The sequence below is a fragment of the Enterococcus sp. DIV0806c genome (assembly GCF_051710905.1).
Classification (GTDB): domain Bacteria; phylum Bacillota; class Bacilli; order Lactobacillales; family Enterococcaceae; genus Enterococcus_B; species Enterococcus_B mundtii.
Map to the genome: position 1 here is coordinate 2,602,796 of NZ_JBIOLO010000001.1, position 26,162 is coordinate 2,628,957.

The following is a 26,162-nucleotide window of genomic DNA, read 5'->3' on the forward strand; positions in this document are numbered from 1 at the left end:
ATACCTGATTATCAATAAACATAATTGTTAGACTATCGTCTATCAATGTTTACACCGTAAAGTTACTATAAAAATAAAGCGCTGTCAATATTATTTCAGCAAGCTTATTATGGTAAATTCCATCATTTTACAATTTTGTAAATCCAAAAGCATGTGATATAATTAATCCATCTTTTCATTAAACTAATTAGTATAACGAGGTGATAGCTATGGAATTGGATTTAACGAAAGCATCTTTACCGATCTACGAAGCACTCGCAAATGAAACTCGCTTAGCGATTTTAAGAGAATTAGGAGATAGTAAGAAAAGCATCAGTGAAATTGGGCAAAAATTAGCGATCAGCAATGCTTTGATGACAAAGCACATCCGAAAACTTGAACAAGCACAGTTGATCAAAACAGAAAAAGGATCGGGGCAAGACTGGAAGAAAAAATACTTATCTCTAAAAACTGATTTCATCAATATCAATTTCCCCGCAAAAGTGTTTCCGCAAATGAATTTAACCTCCCAATCAGTGAAAATAGGCCACTTTACCGATTTTGAAGCTAAGCCTTCCTGCGGTATGGCGACGAAAGATCAATTAATTGGCGCATTAGACGATCCTAAATCTTTTCTTGACCAAGATCGTGTTGATGCGAGTATTATCTGGCTAAATAACGGTTTTCTAGAATACAAAATCCCAAATCCTTTGAAAACTGGTGAAAAAATCGAGTTACTGGAAATCAGCATGGAAATCGCTTCTGAGTTCCCAATTTCTAATAACTATTGGCCAAGTGATCTTTCATTTTACTTAAACAACCACTGCATTGGTAAATACACCATTCCAGGGAACTTTTCAGATGTTAGAGGTTCCTTGACTCCGAAATGGTGGATCGATGAATTTAGTCAATATGGATTACTTAAGCATTTACGCATCAATCGCTATGACACTTCCCTCGATGGAGAGAAATTAACAGATCACAACCTTAATGAAATCGACTTAGATCATAGTGACTTTTTCACCTTTAAAATCGCTGCGCCTGCTACTGCTGAAAATGCTGGTGGTTTGACTATCTTCGGCGATCGTTGGGGGAACTATCCTCAAGATTTATTGTTTAATTTTTACGTATCTGAATGACCTATTTTTTCTTTATCCAACAAAAAAAGGACTCAGCAAAGTGATCAGAACTGACCTAACAAGCCGAGATAAAATAAAAAAAATATCTACTTATTAAATGTATATTAACGATGAAACGTGCCTGTCTTGCACCACCTAAACCGAATAAACGGTTAATTAAAAGAATGTAGATGATCTCTCCTAGCCAATTCTATTGCTTGAAACGACCAATGCTTGGCAAACCCTTCATTTATGTTCTTTTAAGAATAGAAACAGGACTTCTTGTTTGGGTTCAAGAAGTCCTGAATCTTTTTATAAATCTAGTTCCTCTGATAGGTAACGACTTCCTTGTTCTAGTTTCTTTATTTCATCATGGATGCCAAAAAGTGCGCTCCTTTTTTCAGGAAACGCACTTTCTCCATATTTTTTCAACTTCTTGAACCTATACATATAAGCTATTCGCGTGAACTTCTAAACATAAGCCAGATACCCGCTTACCTTTAACTTTTTATCTCGTTTATTATACTAAGTTCCATTTATTTGTATTTGTTACTATCCTATCTACCCCAAACTCTCCGTCAATCGCCGCAATCCTTCTTCCAATTTCTTACGTGGGCATCCCACGTTCAATCGCAAAAAATTGTGACTAGCTTTCCCATACACTTCGCCTGACATGATTGCAACCTTGCCTCGTTCGATCATTCGTTGCTGAAGTTCTTCCATAGTAAAAGGGAGGCGGGCGCAATCGAGCCACATCAAGTAGGTGGCTTCGCTTTTGGTCACGATGATTTCTGGATGATGTCGTTTGAGGTACGCAGTGACAAAAGCAATATTATCATCTATATAGTGGTTGAGTTCAGTGACCCAGTTGCTTTCTTTTTCATACGCCGAAATCGTAGCAACTAATCCAAAAACACTCGTGGAACCGAGGCCATCAGCTTCTTTCATCTGTCGTAAAAACCGCTGGCGCAAGGACGAATCTGGAATCAATCCGTAAGAAAAAATCAATCCAGGAAAATTAAATGTTTTACTTCCTGATGTGACGACTGCGACATTTTTTTGGATCAATTCCGTCAGTGGTTGATGGTGTTGTCCCTTTCTGAGAATATCCATGTGGATCTCATCCGAAATAATGAACACTTCGTTTTTTTGGGCAAGCTCGATGATGTTTACTAATTCTTTTTTGGTCCACACTCTACCTGTTGGATTGTGGGGACTACACAATAGCAAAATTTTATTCTCGGGTTGCTCAAATTGGCGCCTCAAGTCCTCAAAATCCAATTGATAGGCACCTTCTTGATAAATCAATTCATTGCTTACCAGTTTACGTCCATTCCCAGCAATCAGTTTATAAAAGGCATCATAAGCAGGCGTTTGGATAATCACACCTTCTCCGGGTTTACTTAATAAACAAATCAGTTGCTTGATGCTATAGATGACGGAAGGACTGTAAACCAACCAGTCCTCGTCGATCTGGTGTCCAAAACGTTCTTTGTACCAGTGGGTGACTGCTGATTTGAAATCTGTGTGATTCCAACGAGTATAGCCAAAAATTGGATGTCTTAACCTTTCTTGTAGCGCAGCTTCGACGCCTGTTGGTACTTTAAAATCTGTATCAGAAATCGTAAATGGCAAGAGATCATTTTTACCGAAGCGGTCTTCAATATAATCCCATTGCGTACAATACGTCCCTTTACGATCAATTTGTTCATTGAAAGACATCTTCTACACTCTCCCGATTTCAGAACGACAAGATGTCATCCAGTTGATTTCTAACAGTAGTCACTTTTGTTCCTATAATGACTTGTACATTCGTATCATCCAAATGGACCACGCCTAATGCACCTAATTTTTTCAGTCGGTCATCATCAACGATCGAACCGTCATTCACGACTAACCTTAGACGTGTGATGCAATTATCTAAAGAAGTAATATTTTCAGCACCACCTAAAGCAGCCAAGATTCCTCGTGCATCAACTGTGCCTTTTCCTTTATACGTTACTTCTTCGTCTGTATATTCTGTCTCAGCTGTCATTTCTTCACGTCCAGGGGTCTTTAAGTTTTTGCGTAAAATCACCGTTTTAAATGTAAAGTAATAGATACCAAACCAACAAGCACCCACAAGTAAAACCAACCACCATTTAGTATAAGTCCCTTGCATGACCCCGAAAATAATAAAATCTAAGATTCCGCCATCAGTATTCCCAATCGTTACGCCCAACAAACTCATGACCATAAATCCGGCACCAGTCATCAACACATGGAATCCCCATAATAGAGGACTGACAAATAAGAAGAGAAATTCGATTGGTTCAGTGATTCCTGTTACAAAAGTCGCAATCACACCTGAAATCAATAATCCTTTTATTTTTGCACGATTCTCTGGCTTTGCGGTTTGATACATCACTAAAGCCGCTGCGGGAAGGCCAAACATGAATGTCGGCATTTTCCCTTGTGAAAGAAAAGCAGTGGCGCTAGGTGAAATCGCCAATCCTTGTTGCAATTCATTATAAAAAATATTTAGTGCGCCAAAGACTTCTTGCCCATTGATGACCTGACTTCCTCCAGCTTCTGTAAACCGGATCATCGATACTAAAATATGATGTAAGCCAAATGGCAATAAGAGTCGTTCTCCAGAACCGAATAAGAACGGGCCAAATGCACCAGAGCGTTGGATCAAATTTCCGATCCCAGTGATCAACATGGCAAAAAGTGGCCAAACCATCGGAATCAACACGCCAACGATTGCTAAAGTTACTGAAGTAATGATGGGTACAAAACGTGTCCCTGAAAAAAAGGCAAAACTATCTGGTAATTGGAATTGATAGAATCGCGTATGGAGCTGATAAACGATCAGCCCGACAATGATCCCTCCCAGAACACCCATGGATAATGTTTGGATACCAAAAACCATTTCTTGACCAGCTTCACGTAATTGTTCACTTGCAGCCAATTGATTCGTTTCTTGCAAATAAAAATTGATCGATAATTGCATCACTACATACCCAACAAATCCTGAAAAAGCAGCCACGCCTTTTTCTTTACGAGCTAAGCCTAAAGGTATCGCCATGGCAAACATCACAGGTAAATAGCTAAAAGCAAACCCTCCGATCGTCGACATAAAACGAAATATCACCTGTAGCCAAGCAGCACCTAAAAATGGAAAAGCAGTAATTGCTGATTCAGCGGAGAACGCACTCCCGATTCCTAAGAACAATCCCATGAAAGCTAACAGTGCGACTGGTAACATGAACGTTTTGCCTAACCCTTGAAAGATCTCCATCCAACTTGCTTTGTTCCCTTTTTGCATCCCTTTTCCCCCTTACTCTATTTCTTACCCTTAAAATGTAAGCGATGACAAAGGTGGTTACAATACTTCCTGTCCATATAGAATGGGCATTCATAAATTAGAATCTCCATTCTGAGAAGTGACTTGTTTCGCATAATGGATCATCAAAATATCTAACAAGATATCCATTGAAACTCTTGGACTCAAATCAATATTCTGATGATAGATCGTCAACATTTCTGCAATAAATGCGACCGTCGACAATTCTTCTAAAGAACTTGCCGGTTGACCAATAAAAGACAGCAGAGGAACATTTCGCTCCTTTAGTCGTTTAGCATAATCGAGCATTCCTAATGTTTCCCCACTATGACTAATAAAAATAGCAAGATCTCCTTCTCCTAGTTGTTTACTCACTGCTAGCAATTCGTCCCAATCGGTTGAATGCCCCACATTTTTACCAAGAAAATGCAATTTTCGATTCAGGGAAACAGCGACCGGGATACTTTGCCCTACAGCAAACAGTTCAATACGTTGTGCTTCTTTAATCATATGGACTGCGCGATCGATTTGTTTCGGTTCGATTTTTTCTAACGTCTCCGTAAACTGACGAAGGATTTCATTGATCAATGGTTTGAATTCATCCGACACATCAGTAGAATCACTCGTTTCTTCTAATGACCGATAACTTTTAAGGGCAAACTTAAATTCTTGAAATCCTTTAAAGCCAAGCTTTTTTGCCATTCGAGTGATAGTCGATTGGCTGGTAAATGTTTCACTCGCTAATTCTTCGGCTGTCATGGAGGAAACTTTTCTTGATTGATGCAAACAATAATCTAAGATATTTTTTTCCACTTGATTTAATTCAGAAAATTTATATTGGATTCTCTTATAGAATTGATTCATCTCTTTCTCCTATTCTGGCAGTTTTTCGCCAATGAACGATATGGTCTGTTTTCTTATCTATTCTACCGGAGAACGCGATGAAAAACGAGTCTACAGATAAATTCAGACATACAAAAAAATCCACAAAAATCGGTAATATGATTTTCGTGGATTCTGTGTTGTTCTTTGAAACAATCCATTGATATGACTATTTATTTTAATAATTTTGCAGCTGCTTCATCTAAAATCACTGTGATATCGGGATGAGTCATCAAGATCGATGCAGGAATCTCCTCTGTTACTGGACCTTCGATCACTTGTTTGATGATCTCTGCTTTATGCTCCCCGTTAACGATCAATACTAACTGTTTCGCTGCCATGACCGTCTTTGGCCCAAATGTCACAAAGTAATCACCAGGTTCTTCTCCCAGATGTTCTTTTAACGATTCATACATCTGATCTCCTGGAATGACCGGAATGCTATAAGTCTCCTTACTAAAGTCCGTATATCCAGGCATGTTTCCACAAAAATGACCATCTTCCCCAAGCCCCATCAAAACTAAATCCAAGCCACCCGCTTGCGCCATTCGTTTATCCACATCTTGATAATTATCAATAGTCAGTTCATGGATATTTTCAGTAGCGACCCCGATAGGATCATAAAGGGCTTCTTTCAGCCCTGACATAGTCAGACCATACTGCTTGTCCTTTAATGCCACTTCATCAAAATTATAATAATGGATCATCGATGTATCCATCTGTAATTTACTAAGCGTCTCCACTAAAATCTCGTAGGCCATCTTAGGCGAATTTCCTGTTGTCAAAGACAAATTCACTCGTTTTTTCTTCAACATTTTTCCCAAGACGATCCCCGCCGTTACTTTACTAAGCGTTTCATAATCCTTCGCAATCACTAAATCCATTGCTGTCCACTTCCTTTCACTCATTTAGTTAAAGTGTAACAGTGTCAGGATGTTTTTGATAGCGTTTTCTTGTATGTGAAAAAAATTTCGAAATAGAAATACTAGTTACTTTTCTAACTTCCTTAGTAATTTCAAAGATTTCTCTTCCTTATAACACAAAAGAGTCTATCAAATAAATGACAGACTCTTTTGGTTAGCCGCACAGCAACTCTTCTTTATGATTATCTAAATTTTATCACTAAAAAAACTACTGTCAATAAATTGTCGTTTATTAATAATTCTAACCTAATTTCAAAAAAATAAAGAGCGTAAGTGATTATTTTCTATCCTAGTCCAATATCTACTTGTTACTTATTTTTCCATTTTTTAAAATCTCTGCCCACGTTTCTGCCCACGAAAACGAAAACTATTAAAAAAACACCGTCAATATCTCGGTATAAACCTTGTTATGACGGCGTTTATCTAGTATGCCAGCTGCAGGGATCGAACCTGTGACCTACGCGTTACGAGTGCGTTGCTCTACCAACTGAGCTAAGCTGGCGTTTCCAAGAGAAATTATAGTCGTTATGTTAAGAAATGTAAAGGGGTAATGTGGAAGATTTTTCTACTTTCATGATTTTTTTCAAAAAATGTGCTATAATTATAGATGAAAGGCAGGTTTTATGAAAATGGCAACTTTTGGAAAATTTGAAACAAAGGTCGAACCGTCAGAATTTGGAGAAAAATTTACCACTGATACACATGTTACCTTTATGATTCACGGAAAAACGCAAACCGGAACGATTTCCAAGCAATTGAAAAACTCTGCTGTTGTTGCAATTGATGAAACTAATGAGAATGCCGATTTGATGACCCAAAGTAAAGGCGTCGTCATTATCAATTACAAAGATATGAGTAAGATTTAGTTTTTTCAACCATCCATCAAGTGGATGGTTTTTATTTTGGCTGAATGAAATAAAAAAAATCTGGGAAGACCCCAGATTTTTTTGTATAGCTCATTTTTCCTATTTAGTACCAAATAAACGGTCGCCGGCATCGCCTAGACCAGGAACGATATAGCCTTTGTCGTTTAATTTTTCATCTAATGAAGCAGTATAGATATCAATATCTGGATGTGCTTCTTGTAAGGCTTTAACACCTTCTGGAGCTGCAACAAGGCAAACAAATTTAATGTTTGAAGCGCCACGTGCTTTCAGAGCATCGATCGCCATGATCGCTGAGCCACCTGTCGCTAACATTGGATCAACTACGAATAATTGACGTGCGTCGATATCTTCCGGTAATTTAACGAAATACTCGTGCGGTGCCAATGTTTCTTCATCTCTGTATAATCCGATGTGGCCGACTTTAGCTGCTGGGATCAATTCTAAGATTCCGTCAACCATTCCAATACCTGCGCGCAAGATTGGGATAATGGCTACTTTTTTACCAGACAATGTTTTTTGTGTTGTTTCTGTGATCGGTGTTTCGATGACAATGTCTTCAAGTGGCATATCACGTGATACTTCATATGCCATCAGCATAGCGATTTCATCAACAACCTCACGGAAAACTTTTGTACCACAATTTTTGTCGCGAATAATCGTTAATTTGTGTTGGATCAATGGATGGTCGATTACTTGAAATTTGCCCATTTTTTTGTCTCCTTTTTCTCTCGTTTCTTTTTAATTGTAAAACAAAATCACTGACTTGACTAGTCTAACCCGTCATTTTCCTAAAGAAAATCAAAGAAATAAAAAAACAAAGCGGTGTTCTTTTTAAAATCAGCAAAAAATAACAAAAACGCCTGAAAATCAGACGTTTTTTGTTATTTTTCTAATTTATTAATGGATAAAGATGACAAAAAACAACTAGTTTTTTAGCCATTCTGTGGAAAGAGTCATTGCTGCTCGTGTCGCATTGGTTTGGTCCATCGCATTTACCATGATAAAATCATGGATGATCCCTTGGAAACGTACTTGCGTAACTTCCACACCAGCTTCACGAAGTTTTCTAGCATAGGCTTCTCCTTCATCTCTTAACACGTCCGCTTCACCAGTCAAAATCATTGCAGGCGGTAAACCTGTCAATTCTTCTTTACTTGCACGTAGAGGTGAAGCAGTGATTTCTGCTCGTTTCTTTTCATCTGTCGTATACTGATCCCAGAACCATTGCATCCCTTCTTTTGTTAAGAAGTAATTCTCTGCAAATTGGTTATAAGAATCTGTATCGAAATTTGCATCAGTTACAGGATAGTATAGTAATTGTTTTTTGATTGGTAATCCTTGACGTTGCTTTGTAAGGATCGTCATCACCGTTGCCATATTCCCACCTACGGAATCCCCAGCGACTGTCAAGTTTTCAAGATCCAAGCCTTTAGACTCAGAAAGCTCCGCAAGTTTTTGCAAAATCGCGTAGTTTTGCTCGATGGCAGTAGGATATTTTGCTTCTGGTGAACGACTATACTCAGGAAAAATCACGATCGAATTTGTACGAACAGCCAATTCCCGAATCAATTTGTCATGTGTTTTAGCACTACCAAATACCCAACCAGCACCATGTATATAAAAAATGACAGGTAATTTTTCTACATTTCCTTCAGGACGGATAAAACGCACATTGATTTGTCCCCAATCATTGGTATCCATTTTCAAATCCTCGATATCCACAGGTAATTTTTCCACAGAAGAACTTTGAACTTCTTCTAGAAGATCACGCCCTTCTTCCGGAGGTAATTCATAGATACGCGGGTGCGGTGCATTAGCATCACTAAACTCAATTGCTTCTTTTTCTAATGAAATTCGATCAGTCATACGGATTCCTCCCTAAATTGAATGCAACAAATAAAATTACACCTCATATACTAGAGAGCAACCAGACAAAAGTCAAAAAATCAGATTGAAAGAGGTTGTGAAAGAAGCGCTTTGACCTGAGCAGTAAGACAGAAAAAAGGTGAGCCAATCGAACATCTGCATGTTTGATCGACTCTCCTTTTCTGATTTCTAACATCTTTATTGTTTGATACGATTTATTTTTTATATAAAGGGAATTTTTCTGTTAATTCACGGACGCCTGCACGCACTTCTTCTAATTGAGCTTCGTCATCTTTTGCTTGTAGGGCTTTGACGATCAGTTCAGCGACTTTTGCCGCATCTTCTTCGCGGAAGCCACGGGTCGTGATTGCTGGTGTCCCGATACGGATACCGCTTGTTTTGAATGGGCTTAGTGTTTCAAAAGGAATCGAGTTTTTATTGACGGTGATATGAACACTGTCCAAAATCGCTTCTGCTTCTTTTCCGTTCAATTCTAAGTCACGTACATCGATCAAAATCAAATGGTTATCTGTTGCACCTGAAATCACTCGGGTACCAATCGATTGATTGAATACTTTTGCCATAGCTTTTGCATTGGCAATGACTTGTTCGCTATATTCCTTAAACTCAGGAGTCAATGCTTCTTTAAATGCAGCAGCTTTTCCGGCAATCACATGCTCCAAGGGGCCACCTTGGATGCCTGGGAAGACTGCGCTATTGATTTTTTTCGCCAGTTCTTCATTGTTCGTTAAGATCATCCCGCCACGAGGTCCTCGTAATGTTTTGTGAGTAGTAGTTGTTGTGATATCGGCATAAGGGATTGGGCTTGGATGAACACCCGCTGCAACTAAACCAGCAATGTGTGCCATATCGACCATCAATTTTGCCCCAACTTCATCCGCGATTTCTCTGAATTTTGCAAAATCGATCGTTCGACCATAGGCACTTGCTCCTGCTACGATCAGTTTTGGTTGATGTTTTCTCGCTAAGATGCGTACGACATTATAATCAATGACTTCTGTTGTCGGATCTACGCCATAAGCAACGAAGTGATACGTTTTTCCACTAAAATTGACTGGAGAGCCATGTGTCAAATGTCCGCCAGCAGAAAGATCCATTCCTAAGATCGTATCCCCCGGTTCAACTAACGCAAGATATGCAGCTGTATTGGCTTGTGATCCAGAGTGTGGTTGAACATTGACAAAATCGGCACCAAATAATTCTTTGGCACGATCGATCGCCAGATTTTCAACGATATCCACAAATTCACACCCACCATAATAGCGACGTCCTGGATACCCTTCTGCGTACTTATTCGTTAAAATACTTCCTTGTGCCGCCATCACAGCTTCAGAGACAAAGTTTTCAGAAGCGATCAGCTCCAGATTGTTTTCTTGTCTTTCCTCTTCTTTTGCGATTGCTGCCCATAAATCAGGGTCAAACGTTTTGTAGTCTACCACAAACAACAACTCCTTATTTATTTATGTGTCAACTTCTTTAAATTTCAAATGATTGTTCCGTTTATTTGTCTTTTTTTGATGTTGACCAAACATTACTAGCTAAGAATACGAACATTATTTCATAAATAGCTATTTTAGTTTGTTTCCTAGATTGTATCACAGAATGATTTTGCAGCAATCACTTCTGGATCATTTTTTATAATAATTTTGTCCTGCGGCTTTTTTCAACCGATTCATATACGCAATACCCAGACCTTCTTCGGGTGCAACTTGTACTAAAATCAAATCAAGAACTAATCGATCATCATCTAAGCCGCGTAACCCCGCAAACAACCCTTTCGTTGCTGCCTCTACTGAATCATCGTAATACATATACACCGCGGCGACATCCTTGCGTACTTGATCAGCAATTGTTGGTCCAGCTAAAACACCGGTACGTAGTTTTTGTTCTTTTGTCCAGATGATCGCCTCTGGCCAATCCGTTTTTTCAACCATCAGTACTCGAGTATCAGGTGAGTAATGTTTGTATTTCATCCCCGGAGATTTCGGTGTTTCAGATTCTTTGACCAAATGGCGGTCTGTCGCCACTGGACTTTCAATGACAGCTTCTAGTTGCTCTTTCGTGATTGCTCCTGGTCGTAAGATCATCGGCGGTGCAGATGGGTCACTCAAATCAAGTACCGTTGATTCTACACCGATCCTCGTCGCCCCATCGTCAATGATTCCTGTGATTTTTCCATTTAGATCATGAAAGACATGGTCTGCTGTTGTTGGACTTGGTTTACCTGAAGTGTTGGCACTTGGCCCGACAAGTGGTACACCTGCTAATTGGATTAATTCTAACGTTTTCTTGTTATCTGGCATGCGAAAAGCAGCTGTGGATAAACCTCCGGTGACAATCCCCGGTAAACTACCTTTTTTGATGTGAAAAATCACAGTCAGTGGTCCTGGCCAGAAGTTTTTCACAATTTGTTCTGTTAGTGGGTGAAAGTTGTCCACATACTCTTTTACTTGTTCGAAGGAGGCGACATGGACAATCAATGGGTTGTCTTGTGGTCGACCTTTCACTGTAAAGACTTGTTTGACAGCCTCCGGTAAAAGGGCATTAGCTCCTAATCCATAGACAGTTTCCGTTGGAAAAGCCACTAGATTTCCTACTGCTAATTCCTTCGCAGCTTCATTCAATTGTGTTTCATCATATTTAATTGTTTCCACAGTCTATCCACATCCTCTTTTTTCAAAATCCTTGTTTTATTCCGTTTTCCCAGGCAGTTATACACAAATTGTTGATAACTAGTTTGTCAATAGTGGATAAGTATGTTGATAACTAAAATATTCGTTTTCATCCTTATCAAATCAGTGTTTTTTTATTATAAAAAAACAGAAAAAAATTTTTTCATCCACAAACTAATTGGTAACAAAAATCATTCGATCATTGCCTGCCATATCTTTTTTGATCCGTACTTTTTTTGTCGGAAAGGCTTGCTCCATGATTGCTTTGACAGCTGCTCCTTGTTGGAAACCAATCTCTAAAAAAAGTTGGCCATCGCTAGCTAATAGTTGTGAAGCTTCCTTTGCGATTTTCTGGTAGATCGCTAAACCATCTTCTTCAGCAAACAATGCCATCTTCGGTTCAAAGGTTCGCACGCTTTCATCCATCACCGACCATTCTGCTCGACTGATATAAGGGGGATTAGAAATAATGACATCAAAGGTTTGATCCATGACAGGTTCCAACGTATCACCATGATAAAAATTGATCGTCGTTTGTTCATGTTCTGCATTTTCCTTAGCGACAGCTAGTGCTTCTAAAGATAAATCAATTGCTGAGACCCGCCAATTTTTTCTAGCAGCTTTCAAGCTGATGGCGATTGCCCCAGTTCCTGTACCGATATCCACGACATTTAAGGTTTCTTCGCTTGTTTTTGCCAAACACAGTGCGACTAATTCTTCGGTTTCTGGACGAGGAATCAAGGTTGCTTCCGTGACTTTCAAGCGGTGATCAAAAAATTCAGCATAACCTAATAAATAATGAGGCGGATAATGTTGTACTAGTCGTTGCATATCTGCATCGATCATGGCTTGATCCTCGGCTGTGATCGGTTCATTCATTCGCATGAGCCAATCCAGTTTCGTCCACTGCTTTCGTTCAAGAAAGACAAACTGGATATTATACCCTTCTACTCCTTGTTCTTCTAAAAAAGAAGAAGCCCGTGTGAGGACTTCTCGATAGGTTTTATCCATTTTGCATCTCTTCCAACTTAGATGTTTGGTCATACACGATCAATGCGTCGACGATCTCATCTAGTTTTCCTGCTAGAATCTGATCCAATTTTTGGATCGTCAAGCCAATACGGTGGTCAGTTACGCGATTTTGAGGGAAGTTATACGTACGGATACGCTCTGAACGATCCCCAGTCCCTACCGCAGATTTACGGTTCGCATCATATTCGCTTTGTGCTTCTTGTTGGATCTTGTCGTAGACGCGCGCACGTAAGACTTTCATCGCTTTCTCACGGTTTTTCAATTGTGAACGTTCATCTTGCATCGCCACCACGATTCCAGTTGGTAAGTGAGTCAAACGTACCGCAGAAGCTGTCTTATTGACATGCTGTCCACCGGCTCCAGAAGCGTGGTAAATATCGACGCGGATATCCTTGTCAGCCAAATCGATCTCTACTTCTTCTGCTTCAGGCATGACAACGACGGTTGCTGTTGATGTATGGATACGTCCTTGAGATTCTGTCGAAGGGACACGTTGTACCCGATGTGCGCCACTTTCATATTTTAATTTCGAATAGACATTTTCGCCTGTGATCATCATGATGACTTCTTTATAGCCACCGATCCCTGTCACACTTGCTTCCAAGACTTCTGTCTTCCAACCTTGACCCTCTGCATATCGTTGATACATTGAGAAAAGATCCCCTGCAAATAGTGCAGCTTCGTCACCACCAGCGGCTCCGCGAATTTCCATGATGATATTTTTGTCATCGTTTGGATCTTTGGGAAGCAATAAAATCTTGATTTTTTCTTCTAGTTCTTCTTTTTCTTTTTTCAAATCAGCTAATTCTTCTTTAGCCATCTCTGCCATTTCGTCGTCTAACTTTTCGCCGAGTAATTCTTCTGTATCTTTGATTCCTTGAACAACTTCCTTGTAACGACGATAAACTTCGACCGTTTCACGTGTACTTGCTTCTTCTTTTGAAAGCTGCATGAAACGTTTCGTATCTGAAATCACTTCTGGGTCACTCAGTAGTTCCCCAAGCTCTTCGTAACGGTCTTCGATTGATTGTAATTGATCGTACATGCTTAATCTCCTTCTGTGATCATCAATGGATGAAAATAGTGTTTTCGACATACGGGATAATAGGCTTCATTGCCACCAATTTGGACTTGATCTCCTTCGTACACCGGTGTTCCGTCTATATAATGTAAATTCATCATTGCTTTTTTATGGCAGAACCAACAGATCGTTTTCATTTCTTCGATTTTGTCTGCATAAAGCAATAAATATTTCGATCCTTCAAATAATTCATTTCTAAAATCATTTTTTAATCCGAACGCCATCACCGGAATATTGAGTTCATCAACGATTCTCGTGAATGCTAAGACATGTTCTTTTGTTAAGAACTGCGCTTCATCGATCAATACACAGAATGGTGGATGTTCCATCTGCTGGATGACTTCAAATACATCGGTCGTTTCAAAAATGGGAATTGCTTCACGTTTCAGCCCGATTCTGCTTGAAACTACGCCAACACCATCTCTTGTATCGATTCCGCTGGTCATCAAAACAACCGGTTTGTTTTGTTCTTCATAATTATGTGCGACTTTTAAGATCTCGATTGTCTTGCCGCTGTTCATTGCGCCGTACTTAAAAAATAGTTGTGCCATGTCCTCATTCACCTTCCAGTTTGTTCCTATGGTATTATACTTGATTTTCAATCATTTTTACAGTGAGAATTTTCGAAGCGAGATTTCCTTAGTGAATATGCTGCTATTTTTGTTACAAAACAATAAACTACCCGCACTTCTTTTGGTATAATCGAATGAAAAATGAAGGAGGGCACTTATGTCCGAAATATTCCACCAAATGGCGAACCATTATGACACCCCCGAGCGAATCCAATTAGCAGCAACGATTCGTTCAGCTGTTGAAAAAGAATTTTCTGCACAGACTCATGACCAGAAATTGATCGATTACGGTGGGGGAACTGGTCTTGTCACGTTACCCTTTGCCTCACGTTTTAACGAAGTAATCATCATAGATTCAGCCGCAGGAATGCTGGCGATGGCTGATAAAAAAATCAAAGAAGCAAAACAAGCAAATGTACGAACACTTGAATTGGATGCTACAAGGGATTTGCCGGCAGAGAAAGCTGACATCATCTTACTATCTTTAGTCTTGTTGCATATTCCAGAAACGAAAGTCATTTTAAAACAACTTTCGCAAATGCTTCATCCAAGTGGAAAACTTTATATCGTTGACTTCGATAAGAACGAAAAGATCCAGCATCCAAAAGTCCATAATGGTTTTGACCACGAGGAGCTAAGAGAACAATTGAAGCTTGCTGGATTTAAACCACTCTCAATTGAAACATTCCATCACGGAAAAAACTTGTTCATGAAACAAGATGCTTCTTTGTTTTTGGCTATAGCAATCAAAGAATAAGCATTTTCTATTTCTATAAAAAAACCTTTCATAAATACGCAAAACCCGAGAATAAAAAAATTATTCTCGGGTTTTTGCTTATTTTAATTGAGTTCGTATTTGTTTAGTTCTTCCACTGATCAATTAGTTTGAACTATCTGTCGAAGTACTTGTCGAAGCTTCAGTTGAAGCATCGGTCGAACTTTCGCTTGTGGATGGTTCCGTCATCAAGCCACTTAGTACGTTTTTGAAATCTTCATCTTTGATTTTTACATTTGCTTTTTTCAATTCATTACGCACAGCTTCTTGTTGGAATGTTGGATCTGCTATTTTTGTCTCTGTTGCTATTTTTTCTAATTCATCTTTATATTTCGACATATCATTGCCTTTTTCTTGTTGTTTGACCATTTTCACAAGATAATATTCGGTTGCATTCGTAGAGGAATTAGTCGCTGTGATAACATCAGATACTTCCTCATTTTTAAGCTTGAACGCTGCTTGTTTGACTTCTGCTGGCACACTTGTAGATTGCGAGTCAAAGGTGATTTCTCCACCCTTTTCTTTTGTCGCTTCATCGGTCGATTTTTCTTTGGCGATTTTAGCAAAGTCGCCCCCTTCATCAAGTGACTTTTTAATTTCCTTGGCTTCATCTTCGCTACTTACTTTAATCAATTGTGCCTCTACTTCTGGATGGAAGTTTTCCCATGCTGTTTTAAGATCTTCATCCGTCAATTCGACATTCGCTCGTAAACCTGCTTTGTAAGCTAACCCTCTTTTTATTTCTTCTTTATAAGATTCAGTCGTATAGCCCGCTAATTTCAATTGCGAATCGAAAGAATCACCGAGTGCTTCTTTGCTAGCGTTGTATTCTTTATCTACATCTTCAGCTGAAATTTTATCGCCGTAATTTTCTTCAAAAATCTGGAAGATGATCAAATCTTGGACAGCGGTCTCCGCACCCTTGATTTTTTTCAGGTGGTCCACTAATTCCTGCTCTGAGATCGTACCACCTTTATACGTCACTGCAGCTTGATCTGACGGATTTGTTGAACATGCAGAAAACAAAACCAGTCCTGATGATACAGCTAATATTGAGATAAATTTTTTCATGCTGTCACTCCTATATATTTTAATAGTTATTTATATCTATGTGCTTTTCACTTTAGCCTTACTTTATGAACAAACTTTGAAAATAACGTAATTTTATAAAAAAATTATAATTGATCAATTGTTGATGTAGTTTATATAACAAAAAAACCTCGAACATTCCAAACGAATGTTGAGGTTTTTCAGGGTATGTTTTTACTTTTTAGAGTTATATCATTACCACTTTACGTAGCATTGATTAAATGATATTGATCTTATTCAACGGCCAGTAACGGAAAACGACTTTGCCTTGGATCAAATCTTCATCGACTAAACCAAACATGCGGCTGTCTTTTGAGATCAAACGATTGTCGCCCAGTACCAAGTATTGTCCCTCAGGAACAGTGAATTCAAAATCACTGGTGAACGTTTCAGCATTTTCAGCTTGCGATTGGAAGGCTGAATTATAAGAATATTCCTCTTGTAGTTTGTCTTCTGAAAATTCTTTTTTATACTCATCTAAGTAGGGTTCATCTTGCTTTTCCCCATTGATGTATAGTTGATCATCTTCCATTTTGACAGTATCCCCTGGCATCCCAATGATTCGTTTGACGATCATCCGTTCTTCATCCCCAGGTTCTTTTGTTGTAATGATATCCCAGCGATCAAAATCTGAGATTTTAGATGAGATCAAACGTTGTCCATCATGTAACGAAGGGTCCATGGAATGACCACTGACTGTGACCGGTGTAAATACATAGACTCTTGCCAAAATGATGGCGGCTAAAACAACGATCAAGATTCCCCAATTTTTTAAAAAGTTTTTCACTTTATACCTCCTATTAACCAAACATTTTTATGTTATTTTTTATTTATTTGTTAGCTATTCTTTATTTTACATTTTTTATCGATTAAAAGAAAGAATAAGTGTCGGATCGTGTTGGGAATAATCCGTTTTTTTTAGAAATGTTTTTTGAACTTCATGTATCTTTAATATTAGAGCTAAATAAATACTCGATGGAGAAGATTTATCCTACACTTTTGATTTTTTTCTTCGTTGGCTTCGACTATATGTCACTTCACCTTCTTGTTCTTTTGGTTGATTTTTCTTGATGATCAACTTCAAACGATAGGGTTCATGGTATCTAAGACCATCTTTGACAAAATCACCGCCTGCAAGGAATAAGCCTACGGGTTCAATATGATCTTCTGGCGAGTCGACCTTGATCGTTCCTACTTTTTCCATGCTGGAATAATTACGGCCGATACTTAATTGATAAGTTTTGTCGGAGACTTTTTTCACATAATAGTACGGATAAAGTGTATTTCGATCAATCAAGAACCCGTCCATTCGACCAAGTTCATTGACCTTGATCTCCCCTTTTTCAATCAAATAGCGCATATTCTCTGCTAGTTTCAATTGGTAGTCTTCATCGAATAGAACATTGGCTTTTTCTGTATTGACTTTGTCGATATTGCCGTTGTTCCCGCGAACCGTTTCTCCTTCAATATTGAATGCTTCATCAGGTAGATATTTCACGATCACTTGGGTCACATCGGCTTTTGAATTTTTATCAAAAAAGTAATAAAACACATTTAGAACAGTGAAATATAAAAGAACTAAAAAGCCTAATCCGTATAAAAAGAACTGCAAATAGTTTTGATTTTGCCATAATCCATAAACAATCCGTAAAAGGTAAACAGTCGGAATCACACTTAATATAGTATAGCCTCGGTTCAAATATTTAGGACTGATATCTAAATATCCTAAAAACTTGTGTATCCCATTGATGATATCTAATATAAATGTCATTCTTCATCACCTGCCTGTTGATTATACATCTGTGTTTCAGCGGATTGCTCTGTAGGTGCATTATTTTCATTTAGATTGCCTTCACTTGGCGTAGAAGTACTTGGCGTTGTATTAGGCGTCGTACTGCTTGGTGTAGTGGCACTTGGCGTCGTACTTGAACCGCTGTCGTCCCCTTGATTTTGACTAGTCGAATCGGTCGTATATCCTGTATTCCCTTCATCCACGGAACTTTCTGGTATTGAGTTTTGGTTGTATGTAGAATTGGTTGTGTCTTGTTCTACAGTCGTTGGTGTTGTTTCTACCGTGTCATTCGTTTGCCCTGTTCCTTCATTGGTAGAAGTCGTCGTAGTCTCTGTGGAACGACTTGGTGCACGATAGCTAGAACTATTAACAATGCCTGTTGTGGTAGCAACAATCGTCGAAATCGTCAATACAGCGATTGGCTTTAATATAGGTGCTACTTTTCGCATATTCTCTCATCCTTTTCCTTGTTGCCGCTTGAAGTCTTGATCCGTTTGGCAAAAATTGGTTTTTCTCACACGTATTCTTTAGTTTTACCATAAATTTCTTATTTTTTTCTTATTTTTTCATGAAACTTTTGTGTAGATTTACTCGAATGTTGTTTTAGTCGTAATCAGACAGTCTATGACTGGTTGATACACTTCATTTTATCATGGATCTCCCTCCAAGTTCTTTCGTAAAGTCATCTTTATTATAAGACACTTTTCCAATAACTAAAATCCTAGTAAATTTTAGTTTTATTATTTCTTTGTGTATTTATTTTATTGTCGGTATACTGGAAGAAACATCTAACAAGGAGGATCGAATTTGTGCAATTGAATCTTTTTTTTCGGAAATGGCGAAGGCGTAGTGCAAGATATGCTTCTAGTCACTTTTCTTCTATTCAAATTATCGTATTTTATTATATTTTAATGACTATGATTTCTTTGGGCTTATTTTACATCCCATTTTTCCGAAATCCGGGTAGTCATGCTTCATTTATTGACATGCTTTTTATGGCGATCAGTACGATCAGTGTCACTGGTCTTTCGACATTTGACATCCACGCGATTTTTAATAACAATGGCATTATTTTACTCGAAGTGTTGTTTCAAGTGGGTGGTTTAGGGATCATGATGATCTCAACGGCATTTATTATCTTTTCTAAGCGACGGATCACCTTACGTCAAAGACAATTGATCATGACAGATATGAACCAACCACGTTTATCTGGTATCGTTCGTTTGATTCGGATCACTTTTGTCATATTGCTCTGGTTCCAATTGCTATTTGGTGCCTTGTTCTCCGTTTATTTTTATATTCGCGGCTATTTCGATCATTGGCACGAAGCCGTTTTTCATGGATTTTATCAAGCTATTTCCGCGGTCACAAATTCGGGATTCGATATTACTGGTGAGTCGATCAAGCCATTTGAACATGACTATCCTTTTTTATTTATGATCATGTTCCTGATTTTCATTGGTGGAATCGGTTTTCCGGTATTGATGGAGTTTCGAGAATGGCGCTTGTATCGAAAAACGAAAGCCAAGATTCCTTTTCGGTTCTCTTTGTTTACCAAATTAGCCGTCCTCGCCTTTGTCATTTTATTTGTCAGCGGGACTGTCTTGATTTTTTTACTTGAAAAAAATCACTTGTTCAAAGATCTCCATCCTAGTGTCCAGTGGATCAATTCAATGTTTTATTCCATGACAACTCGTAATGCGGGTTTACAGATCCATGATCTAGGAGATTTTCAAATCACGACCTTGATCGTCTTTTCCTTATTGATGTTCATTGGTTGTAGTCCCAGTTCTGTCGGTGGTGGTATCCGAACCACGACTGTGGCGATCATTGGTCTTTATCTTTATTCGTTTTTGAAAAGTGAAGATAACATTAATATTTTTGGTCGTCGAATTGATGAAGATGATGTCCGAAAATCAGTGGTCGTTTTTATGCTCTCCTTAGGGATGTGCTTCTTCTGTATTCTTTTTTTATCTGCCACGGAGAAACAACCGCTGATCTCAATCATCGTGGAAGTGACTTCTGCTTTTGGTACAACGGGGTTATCGCTAGGAATTACCGGTGATCTATCAACAGTGGGTAAAATCACGATTGGTGCTTTGATGTTTATTGGACGTATTGGGATGTTGTATACATTAATGTTATTTGTGCCAAAAGAAACACGAGATTTAGGTTATGAATATCCTACAGAGAAAATCATTATCGGGTAAGACAGTCTATCGTTACCTAAAAAAACCGATATGTGAGAAGCAAGGAAGCGATCGTTTTTCGTTTTCTTGCTTCTTTCTTTTTTGTTTTGCGAACAGTATAAACTTTTGTAAAATAAGACAAAGCAATTTAACCTTTTTTTCAACATATGGTATGATTAGTTGAATTTATTTGTAATTATGACGTTTTGGAGGTTACATAATGGGAATACGCAGTCAATTTGCGATTGCAGTTGGTAAAACCGCACAATGGGGACTAAAAACCTTTTTTAAAGGAGGATCAAGTTTACCTGGTAAACTTGCTTTATCGATCGATCCTCATATTTTAGATACATTAGCAAAAGACTATCAAGTCGTCGTCGTAACTGGAACAAATGGAAAAACATTGACGACCGCTTTGACCGTCAATATCTTACGACAACAATTTGATGAAGTCTTGACGAACCCTACTGGCGCAAACATGGTCCAAGGAATCGTTTCGACTTTTTTACAAGCAAAAGCCGGAAAAGGCCAAAAGAAATTTGCGGTATTAGAAATCGATGAAGCCAGTCTAAGCAGAGTGACTGAATACATCAAACCTGAACTATTTTTATTTACAAACATTTTCCGTGACCAAATGGACCGTTACGGTGAAATCTATACCACTTATAAAATGATCGTGGATGGTGCCGCAAAATCACCAAATGCTACGATTATCAGTAATGGCGATTCACCGATCTTCAATTCAGTTGAGACCGTCAACCCTAGAAGATATTATGGATTTGATCACGAAGAAGATCATGAACAGATGGCCCACTACAATACAGATGGCGTGTTGTGTCCGAAATGTCATCACATCTTGCACTACAAAATGATCACTTATGCAAACTTAGGTAAATACTATTGTCCAAATTGTGACTTTAAACGTCCAGAACTGGATTATCGTTTGACAGAAATGAAACGAATGGACAACAAATCAGCTGATTTCGTCATTGATGGCAATGAATATGGCATCGAAGTTGGTGGCATGTACAATGTCTATAATGCTTTAGCAGCTACTGCGGTGGCTGAATATTATGGTGTTGTTCCTGAAAAAATCAGACAAGGCTTAGGGTATGACGAAAAAGTATTTGGTCGTCAAGAAGTCATCGAAATCGATGGCAAGTCCTGTACCTTAGTCCTAGTCAAAAATCCTGTAGGGATCAACCAAGTCATCGACATGATGGGACATGCACCGTATCCATTTTCACTAGTTGCCCTCTTGAATGCGAACTACGCAGATGGCATCGATGTGAGTTGGATCTGGGACGGAGAATTTGAACGCTTTGCAGATATGGAGATCCCTGCTGTGATTGTTGGTGGCGATCGCCACACAGATATGGCACTACGTTTGAAAGTAGCGGGTATCGCTGAAGACAAATTGACACAATCAAAAGAATTGACTGATGTCATTGAGAAAATCAAGCAACTACCGACGGATCATGTCTATATTTTAGCGACCTATACAGCTGTCTTACAATTACGAAAAGAATTAGCGAGTCAAGGCTTTATCAAAGGAGGCATGAATCGTGGCTAACTACGAATTACGCATTGCCCATCTCTATGGGAATCTGATGAATACTTATGGTGACAATGGCAATCTCTTGATGCTCCAATATATCGCCAAAAAAATGGGGGTCACTTCTCATACTGAGATCGTTAGCATTCATGAACCCTTTGAGGCAGATAAATACGATTTAGTTTTCTTTGGAGGTGGTCAAGATTTTGAACAAATGATCATTTCAAAAGATATTCAAGAAAAGAAAGAATCATTGACTAATTATATTGAAAATGATGGTGTCGTACTTGCGATTTGTGGCGGTTACCAACTACTTGGTCATTATTATATGGGCGCAAACGGTGAAAAAATCCAAGGAATCGGTGCGTTGGATCATTACACCTTAAGCCAAGAGAATAATCGCTTCATTGGTGACATCGTGATCCACAACGAAGAGTTCAACGAAACCTATTATGGATTTGAAAATCATAATGGTCGAACATTTCTTGGTGAAGGCGAACGCCCGCTAGGAAAAATCGTCAAAGGTCAAGGGAACAATGGGGAAGATCAATCAGAAGGTGTCATTTACCGCAACGTTTACGGCTCCTATTTCCATGGTCCGATCTTAGCACGTAATGAACATTTAGCAGAGCGTCTCGTTCGCTTAGCATTAGAGAAACGTTATGGAAAAGAACTTGATCTACCAACAGTTGCCGCAGCTCCAATCAAGTAAACAGCGAAAAACCTCTAAAAATATCTAAGATATTTTTAGAGGTTTTTTTACAATCCACTTGTTTATTCCATTGATCATATCAAGAATCAAGCCACTTGTTTCGCATAACGCATCACATTTTGCTTGATGTTACTGATCGTTGTCGGATCATGGATACCTGTGACTTCTTGGATCAACTGATCCATATTTTCTCGTACTTTCATCTCTTGCAGTTCACGACTTTGCTCATCTTCAGGATCATAGTAGTTGAAAATGATCCCCATCGTAGCTGTCAAATGTGGACAAGTCAAATTGTATTCTTGCAATTCCCGAACCGGACGAGTAAAGCGTTCTTGATAGCCTAACTTACGTAAAGGCGTTCGAGCTACCCGAGTGATGGCATCTGAGATATATTTATTTTGGAAACGTTGGATGATTTTCTCAATATAGGCTTCATGTTGTTTATTATCAAAGCCCCATTTTGCTTCCAGTAAGCTTCCTGTTTCTTGTAGCACTGATTTTAGTTGGGCAACGACTAACGAATCTTGCATTGCCTCATCGATCGTTGCATATCCTAATAATGCACCGGTGTAAGCTACAGTCGCATGTCCTGTGTTCACACTAAATAGTTTTCGTTCAATATATGGTTCCAAATCTTTGACGTATAGTACGCCATTTAACGAAAGCTCTTTATTTTTTCGTTGCGTATCATCAATGACCCATTCTTTAAAAGGTTCCACTTGCACAAACAAAGGATCTTCATGTTGTTGCATCGGCACGATGCGATCCACTGCTGCATTCGGAAATCCGATCGATTGATCTGCAAAGCGAGTATCTGACAGATATTTATAGACTTCCATTTTTAGATGCTCAGAGCCACCAATCATATTTTCACAAGCGATGATGTCTAGCGGTTGCTGATTGCCCTCTTGTTCTCTTTGCTCGATCCCTTTTGCAATCAGTTCAGCAATGAAAGGCAAAATATTGGGACCGATCGCTGTGGTCACAAGATCTGCTTGTGCTATTTCTTTGATCACTTGTTCAGGCTGTTTTTGGTTGTTCAATCCGCGAACGCGTTCAACGATAAGTTGTTTTTTCGATTCGTCAGCTAGTTCGATCGTATAACGTCCTTTTTCATTTAATGAATCGATGATCTGTTCGTTGACATCAACAAAAGTGATGTCAAACCCATTCTCAGCTAAAACTTCTCCAATAAATCCTCTGCCGATATTTCCGGCACCAAAGTGTACTGCTCTCATTCGTCTTCTCTCCTTAGGCAATTGCTAGATTGTGTGTGACTTCTTCTTTACTTAGTGCATCTGCTAACTGGACAACATTGTCCATGTCGCTACAATAAAGAGCGATTTGTTGCACTAATTGCAAATGTTCTTCACCTACGCCAGCGATACCAAACAAGACTGTCGCAATCTTCTCTTCTTGTTCAGTGCCGAAATTGACACCATCTGGCACTTGGATCACACAGATCCCTGATTTTTTTACGAATGCTTTGGCTTCATCTGTTCCATGAGGGATCGCGATAAAATTCCCCATATAAACGGATAACATCGCATCACGTTCCACCATTGCGTCAATGTAGGGTTCTTCGACACAACCGGCTTCCACTAATTTTCTTCCACAGTATCGGATGGCCTCTTCCTTTGTGGCAAAAGCCTTATTCAACTCGATCATATCAAATGCTAATTCAGACATTTTATTTCCTCCTTACGCTACTTTTTTCAAATAGTGAGCAATCGTTTCATATTTTTGTGGACTGACCATCGTCGCCACTGAAAAATGAAGTGAATGCGGTGCCACTGAACGTGCTTCCTCAGACAAGGATTCTCTTGAAACGATCAGTGTATTCGGTTGCTCCGTCAACTCATCAATATTGATTTTTTTCAGAGGGATCTCCAGTTGGTTTTTCTTCAAAATATCTTTCAATAAGGACAATCCCATTGTCGCTGATCCTGCACGATCGTCATGAACAAGTAAAATCTCTTTGATATCTTTTAATTCAGATAAATCCAAATCATCTGTTGGAGTAGTAGAGACTGGTTGGTTTGGCTGTGTTTCTTCCTTACTTCCTAATGCTTGGATGATCTCATCATACTTTGGTGAATTTAAGAAGTTTTCTACTGCAACAAAATGAGCATGTGGCGCTTTTTGTTTTGCTCGTTCCTGCAACTCAACTTGAGTCACGATCAATACGTCTGCTTCATCAGATAATTGACTGATGGCTTGATTCGTCACGAGTTGAGGTAAGTGATGCTCTTGGACTTTTTTTCTTAACAAGGAAGCACCCATCGCACTTGACCCCATTCCAGCATCACAGGCAAAAATGATTTTTTTGATCGCTGATAAAGCTGGTTGTCCCTGACTAGTTGTTCCAGTTCCTTTCGCTTGTTGTTTCGCTTGACGAGTCGCTTCCACTGATTTTTCAAAATCTTCACTTGTTTCTTTCGCATCAGCTTTTAGAATGACTGCAGAGATCCCGAAAGAAACGGCTGTTGCAGCGACGATCCCTAAAATAACTGGTAAGTAAGCACTCAATGGTGCCATTGCTAAAATGGCAATGATCGAACCCGGTGAAGCTGGCGCACGTAATCCTGCATCCATCAATTGGAAAACGAAACTACCCGTCATCCCACCAAAAATCACTGATAAGAATAATAACGGTTTCATCATTACGTATGGGAAATAGATCTCATGGATTCCACCTAAGAAATGGATGATCATTGCACCCGGTGCAGATGATTTTGCCGCGCCTTTGCCAAATAGTGTGAAAGCTAACAATACACCTAGACCTGGTCCAGGATTGGCTTCCAACAAGAACAGGATCGATTGACCGGCTGTAGCCACTTGTTCCGTTCCTAAAGGAGTCAAAATGCCATGGTTGATCGCATTATTCAAAAACAAGATTTTCGCTGGTTCGATAAAAATACTCGTCAATGGAATCAAATTTGCATTTAAAATTGCTTCAACACCTGTTGCCATTGCTTGCGTCAGTGTATCCACTACTGGACCAATTGCAGAAAAGCCGATCAATGCTAACGCAAAACCGATCAATCCTGCGGAGAAATTATTGACCAACATTTCAAACCCTGATTTGATATGTTTTTGAAACACTTGGTCGAATTTCTTGATGGCAAAGCCACCTAACGGCCCCATAATCATGGCACCTAGCATCATTGGAATATCTGTCCCGACGATCACACCCATCGTCGCAATTGCTCCGACGACTGAACCACGATCACCACCGATGACTTTCCCTCCGGTGTAGCCGATCAATAAAGGAATCAAATACGTCAACATTGGACCAACCATCGTAGCAAACGCTTCGTTTGGTAAATAGCCATCTGGAATAAATAATGCAGTCAATACACCCCAAGCAATCAGCGCGCCGATATTTGGCATCACCATACTAGATAAGGTACTTCCTAACTTTTGTACTTTTACTTTGAATGAAATTTTATTTTTTGGTATCGTCTCTTCCACTTCAATCGCTCCTTTATCTCTTTCTTTAACCAAATTGTATCCGCTTACCATTTAGATAAATAGTCGGATTTTGTCACAATCATTTGTGCCAAAACATGGAGTGAGCAAAATGAGTGATTTGATGAAAGGCTTCTGGTACCGATTAGAGACGCTGAAACAATTATTTTCTTCATTTAAGGGAGCATTTTATCTGTAGATACCTACGAAAAAGTGCA

General features: G+C 39.0%; 24 protein-coding genes and 1 tRNA gene. 6 read left to right on the plus strand and 19 right to left on the minus strand.

The window, feature by feature from the left end:
* Positions 1-209: 209 nt before the first annotated feature.
* Positions 210-1,118 carry an ArsR/SmtB family transcription factor gene (locus tag IGK77_RS12140; RefSeq protein WP_074799425.1) on the plus strand — a complete coding sequence of 303 codons (909 nt, stop codon included), beginning with the start codon at positions 210-212 and terminating at the stop codon, positions 1,116-1,118.
* A gap of 540 nt (positions 1,119-1,658) precedes the next feature.
* Here IGK77_RS12140 and IGK77_RS12145 read toward each other — a convergent pair.
* The 5 genes from IGK77_RS12145 to IGK77_RS12165 all read right to left on the minus strand — a co-directional run bounded on the left by IGK77_RS12145 (position 1,659) and on the right by IGK77_RS12165 (position 6,732).
* On the minus strand, positions 1,659-2,819 hold the full coding sequence (locus tag IGK77_RS12145; RefSeq protein ID WP_074799424.1) for a MalY/PatB family protein: 1,161 nt from the start codon (positions 2,817-2,819) through the stop codon (positions 1,659-1,661).
* 19 nt (positions 2,820-2,838) lie between these two features.
* Positions 2,839-4,407 (minus strand): maltose/glucose-specific PTS transporter subunit IIBC, encoded by a 1,569-nt coding sequence (gene malX, locus IGK77_RS12150; protein WP_074799423.1) that lies wholly within the window; start codon positions 4,405-4,407, stop codon positions 2,839-2,841.
* Positions 4,408-4,497: 90 nt separating this feature from the next.
* Positions 4,498-5,289, minus strand: coding sequence for a MurR/RpiR family transcriptional regulator (locus tag IGK77_RS12155; protein ID WP_074799422.1), 792 nt, complete (start codon positions 5,287-5,289; stop codon positions 4,498-4,500).
* Between the two features lie 191 nt (positions 5,290-5,480).
* The gene (locus IGK77_RS12160) at positions 5,481-6,191 is read right to left on the minus strand and encodes a glucosamine-6-phosphate deaminase (protein WP_074799421.1); all 711 of its coding nucleotides are present in this window, start codon (positions 6,189-6,191) and stop codon (positions 5,481-5,483) included.
* Between the two features lie 468 nt (positions 6,192-6,659).
* Positions 6,660-6,732: transfer RNA gene (locus tag IGK77_RS12165), tRNA-Thr, on the minus strand.
* 121 nt (positions 6,733-6,853) lie between these two features.
* On the opposite strand from IGK77_RS12165, the gene IGK77_RS12170 reads away from it, so the two are divergent.
* Positions 6,854-7,096, plus strand: coding sequence for a hypothetical protein (locus IGK77_RS12170; RefSeq protein WP_019723878.1), 243 nt, complete (start codon positions 6,854-6,856; stop codon positions 7,094-7,096).
* A 99-nt stretch (positions 7,097-7,195) separates the two neighbouring features.
* Here the strand turns inward: IGK77_RS12170 and upp are convergent, their stop codons facing one another.
* The 7 genes from upp to IGK77_RS12205 form a co-directional block, all read right to left on the minus strand.
* On the minus strand, positions 7,196-7,825 hold the full coding sequence (upp, locus tag IGK77_RS12175) for a uracil phosphoribosyltransferase (RefSeq protein ID WP_010736621.1): 630 nt from the start codon (positions 7,823-7,825) through the stop codon (positions 7,196-7,198).
* Between the two features lie 216 nt (positions 7,826-8,041).
* Positions 8,042-8,983 carry an alpha/beta hydrolase gene (locus IGK77_RS12180; RefSeq protein WP_074799420.1) on the minus strand — a complete coding sequence of 314 codons (942 nt, stop codon included), beginning with the start codon at positions 8,981-8,983 and terminating at the stop codon, positions 8,042-8,044.
* Between the two features lie 215 nt (positions 8,984-9,198).
* Positions 9,199-10,443, minus strand: coding sequence for a serine hydroxymethyltransferase (glyA, locus tag IGK77_RS12185; protein ID WP_074799419.1), 1,245 nt, complete (start codon positions 10,441-10,443; stop codon positions 9,199-9,201).
* A gap of 189 nt (positions 10,444-10,632) precedes the next feature.
* Positions 10,633-11,658 (minus strand): L-threonylcarbamoyladenylate synthase, encoded by a 1,026-nt coding sequence (locus IGK77_RS12190; RefSeq protein WP_074799418.1) that lies wholly within the window; start codon positions 11,656-11,658, stop codon positions 10,633-10,635.
* Between the two features lie 192 nt (positions 11,659-11,850).
* Positions 11,851-12,687 (minus strand): peptide chain release factor N(5)-glutamine methyltransferase, encoded by an 837-nt coding sequence (gene prmC / locus IGK77_RS12195; RefSeq protein ID WP_074799417.1) that lies wholly within the window; start codon positions 12,685-12,687, stop codon positions 11,851-11,853.
* The gene (gene prfA, locus IGK77_RS12200) at positions 12,680-13,753 is read right to left on the minus strand and encodes a peptide chain release factor 1 (RefSeq protein ID WP_074799416.1); all 1,074 of its coding nucleotides are present in this window, start codon (positions 13,751-13,753) and stop codon (positions 12,680-12,682) included. The genes prmC and prfA overlap by 8 nt, the downstream gene beginning before the upstream one ends.
* Positions 13,754-13,755: 2 nt before the next feature.
* Positions 13,756-14,340, minus strand: coding sequence for a thymidine kinase (locus IGK77_RS12205; protein ID WP_010736627.1), 585 nt, complete (start codon positions 14,338-14,340; stop codon positions 13,756-13,758).
* 178 nt (positions 14,341-14,518) lie between these two features.
* On the opposite strand from IGK77_RS12205, the gene IGK77_RS12210 reads away from it, so the two are divergent.
* Positions 14,519-15,118, plus strand: a complete 600-nt coding sequence (locus IGK77_RS12210) for a class I SAM-dependent methyltransferase (RefSeq protein WP_074799415.1) — start codon at positions 14,519-14,521, stop codon at positions 15,116-15,118.
* A 123-nt stretch (positions 15,119-15,241) separates the two neighbouring features.
* On the opposite strand, the gene IGK77_RS12215 is transcribed toward IGK77_RS12210, so the two are convergent.
* The 4 genes from IGK77_RS12215 to IGK77_RS12230 form a co-directional block, all read right to left on the minus strand.
* On the minus strand, positions 15,242-16,207 hold the full coding sequence (locus tag IGK77_RS12215) for a peptidylprolyl isomerase (RefSeq protein WP_071866886.1): 966 nt from the start codon (positions 16,205-16,207) through the stop codon (positions 15,242-15,244).
* Between the two features lie 235 nt (positions 16,208-16,442).
* Entirely contained in the window at positions 16,443-17,012 is a 570-nt protein-coding gene (gene lepB / locus IGK77_RS12220; protein ID WP_010736630.1) for a signal peptidase I, read from the minus strand.
* A 204-nt stretch (positions 17,013-17,216) separates the two neighbouring features.
* Complete coding sequence (locus IGK77_RS12225; protein ID WP_010736631.1) at positions 17,217-17,996, minus strand: DUF6681 family protein; 780 nt, start codon at positions 17,994-17,996, stop codon at positions 17,217-17,219.
* Positions 17,993-18,466: a hypothetical protein gene (locus IGK77_RS12230; protein WP_023520277.1), complete on the minus strand. Its 474-nt coding sequence runs from the start codon at positions 18,464-18,466 to the stop codon at positions 17,993-17,995. Before IGK77_RS12230 ends, IGK77_RS12225 begins: the two co-directional genes overlap by 4 nt.
* Before the next feature lie 360 nt (positions 18,467-18,826).
* Between IGK77_RS12230 and IGK77_RS12235 the strand changes: the two genes are divergently transcribed.
* The 3 genes from IGK77_RS12235 to IGK77_RS12245 all read left to right on the plus strand — a co-directional run bounded on the left by IGK77_RS12235 (position 18,827) and on the right by IGK77_RS12245 (position 22,473).
* Complete coding sequence (locus IGK77_RS12235) at positions 18,827-20,227, plus strand: TrkH family potassium uptake protein (protein WP_066025797.1); 1,401 nt, start codon at positions 18,827-18,829, stop codon at positions 20,225-20,227.
* A 199-nt stretch (positions 20,228-20,426) separates the two neighbouring features.
* The gene (locus tag IGK77_RS12240) at positions 20,427-21,779 is read left to right on the plus strand and encodes a Mur ligase family protein (protein ID WP_074799414.1); all 1,353 of its coding nucleotides are present in this window, start codon (positions 20,427-20,429) and stop codon (positions 21,777-21,779) included.
* The gene (locus IGK77_RS12245; RefSeq protein WP_010736635.1) at positions 21,772-22,473 is read left to right on the plus strand and encodes a type 1 glutamine amidotransferase; all 702 of its coding nucleotides are present in this window, start codon (positions 21,772-21,774) and stop codon (positions 22,471-22,473) included. The genes IGK77_RS12240 and IGK77_RS12245 overlap by 8 nt, the downstream gene beginning before the upstream one ends.
* An 86-nt stretch (positions 22,474-22,559) precedes the next feature.
* Here the strand turns inward: IGK77_RS12245 and IGK77_RS12250 are convergent, their stop codons facing one another.
* Genes IGK77_RS12250 through IGK77_RS12260 form a run of 3 tightly spaced genes read right to left on the minus strand, consistent with a single transcriptional unit; the run spans position 22,560 to position 25,947 of the window.
* Positions 22,560-23,711 (minus strand): mannitol-1-phosphate 5-dehydrogenase, encoded by a 1,152-nt coding sequence (locus IGK77_RS12250; protein ID WP_074799413.1) that lies wholly within the window; start codon positions 23,709-23,711, stop codon positions 22,560-22,562.
* Between the two features lie 13 nt (positions 23,712-23,724).
* On the minus strand, positions 23,725-24,162 hold the full coding sequence (locus tag IGK77_RS12255; RefSeq protein ID WP_019723779.1) for a PTS sugar transporter subunit IIA: 438 nt from the start codon (positions 24,160-24,162) through the stop codon (positions 23,725-23,727).
* Between the two features lie 12 nt (positions 24,163-24,174).
* On the minus strand, positions 24,175-25,947 hold the full coding sequence (locus tag IGK77_RS12260; protein WP_074799412.1) for a PTS mannitol-specific transporter subunit IIBC: 1,773 nt from the start codon (positions 25,945-25,947) through the stop codon (positions 24,175-24,177).
* Positions 25,948-26,162 lie beyond the last annotated feature (215 nt).